General features: G+C 40.2%; 2 protein-coding genes. Both read left to right on the plus strand.

From position 1 onward, the window contains the following. The coding region (locus VXQ92_RS16095) for a class I SAM-dependent methyltransferase (RefSeq protein WP_416682505.1) at positions 1-599 on the plus strand (599 nt) is incomplete at its 5' end. 136 nt (positions 600-735) lie between these two features. Beyond that, positions 736-2109, plus strand: a 1374-nt coding sequence (locus VXQ92_RS16100) for a C13 family peptidase (RefSeq protein WP_416682506.1), incomplete at its 3' end; no start/stop codon positions are given.

A 2109-nucleotide genomic window follows, 5' to 3' on the forward strand; every position in this document is an offset into this window, starting at 1 on the left:
AGCCTGACTGGAAAGCTGAAATTCCGCGTTTAAAACGAGCAAGTCTTAAATCGGAAATGATTGCTCGTGCTTGTCAGTTAGGTGAAAAGCCAGTACTGGTCGATGCTACAGCGGGCTTAGGTCATGACAGCTTACTTATGGCTTATCTAGGAGCCCAAATCCAGCTTGTTGAGCGCCATCCGATTTTATTTACTTTACTTGAAGATTCAAAAGCTCAGGCACAGCATGATCCATTTTTAAGCCAATTTATGGATCGTATTCAACTGATCTTCGCTGACTCTGCAAGCTATTTACAGCAATTAGATCAAGAAGAAAAAACAGTTGATGTGGTCTACCTTGACCCGATGTTCCCACAGCGCGATCAGAATCAACAAGCAATTAAAAAACAAGCCCAAGTCAAAAAGCAGATGCAGCTTTTGCATTTACTTTTACCCGAAGATGGAGAAATGGATTTGGGTGATCATTTGCTTGAGCTAGCCAAAAAAGTTGCAAAGCGAGTGATTGTAAAACGTCCACGACATGCTATTTTTTTAGCAAATCAAGAGCCAGCCCATCAGTGGCAGGGGGATGCTTGTCGTTTTGATGCTTACTTTCAGTAAGCTTATGTAAGGTTAAGTTTTATTGCTTGAATAATGCACAAATATATGTGATATAGTTCAAAAGCATGATTGCTAAAATTCTTAGCAGGCATACACTTATGGTGCCTGACAAAAACGAAATTTTTGAAACCTTTTTATGATTGATCTCAAACCTTCCATTAACTTTTGGCATGATTTTAAAAGTAACCAGCTTGCCGGAATGTGGTTATTTTTGGGGTCAAGACGTTCCTTACAGATCGTACATCCCTCTATTCTTCAGCTCATTGTTTGGGGAATATTAGGTGGGTGTACCAACTCACTTTATAGTTGGCTTGTTGCCGGTCAAATTGGCGACTTCAACTCACAAGGTCTAATTGGATACGCACTTTGGCCTTTTATTGCGCTTATTGTTGGTATTTTCTTATCACAGCGTATTAATCAGCCGCGTTTAATGTTGGTTCCAGCCTTATTGTGGTTGGTTTTAGATACCAATATTTTATTAATACAGTGTTTAATTCAATATTTGGGATCTAATGGTTATCTAAACTTTATTCCGGATGCTATTTATAACGGTATTTTACCTGGTTTGTTTGTAGCACTTTTTGTGTGGCAAAGTTTGGCGGTCATTTGGGTGTTCTCACGTGAGCTTAAGTGGCCTTGGTGGGAGCGGGCATTGGTTATGGTTGCGACCATTGCGACCATGGTGGTTTGGCAACTTTCAGTAAAAGATCAGCCTATTTGGAAAGTGGAAGATTCTCCACCTACTTTTGCCGAAGATGCTTTTTATGCACAAAGTAAATTACTTCATGATGCTTTAGAGCAAGTTCAATATGGTGAGTTAGCTAAAAGTCATTGGTATTTCTTGGGTGTTGCAGGCGATAGTTATCAAGACGTTTTTAAATCGGAAGTGGTTCGTATTAAAGAACAATTCGATACGCGTGTTGGTACAGTCGGGCGTTCAATGATGCTGGTCAATAATCCGGATACCCGAACCGAAATCCCGATTGCATCTAAAACCAGTATAGAGTTGGCCTTACGCCGTATGGGCCAGCAAATGAACCGTGATAGTGATGTGTTATTTTTATATATGACATCGCACGGTGAACAAAACCATTTTGAAATTGAAAATGCACCTCTAGATTTGGGGCAAGTCGATCCGAAATGGTTACGTGAAACGCTCGATAAAGCGGGGATACGTTGGCGTGTGATTGTCATTTCTGCTTGTTACTCAGGAAGTTTTATTCCGGCGTTACAGTCACCTGATACTTTAATTATTACGGCATCTGCTGCGGATAAAACTTCGTTCGGTTGTAATAACGAAGCTGACTATACTTATTTTGGACGAGCTTTCTTTGATTTAGCGATGCGTGAGCAGTCTTCTATGAAAGATTCATTTAATGCTGCTAAGCAAACCGTAACCAAATGGGAAGTAGCTCAAGGTGTAGAACCTTCAGAGCCACAATGGATGATTGGTAAGAATATGGAACTTATGCTACCTCAGTTGGAAAAATATCTTTTTCCTCAACCAAAT

It is taken from the genome of Acinetobacter sp. 228, from assembly GCF_048147885.1.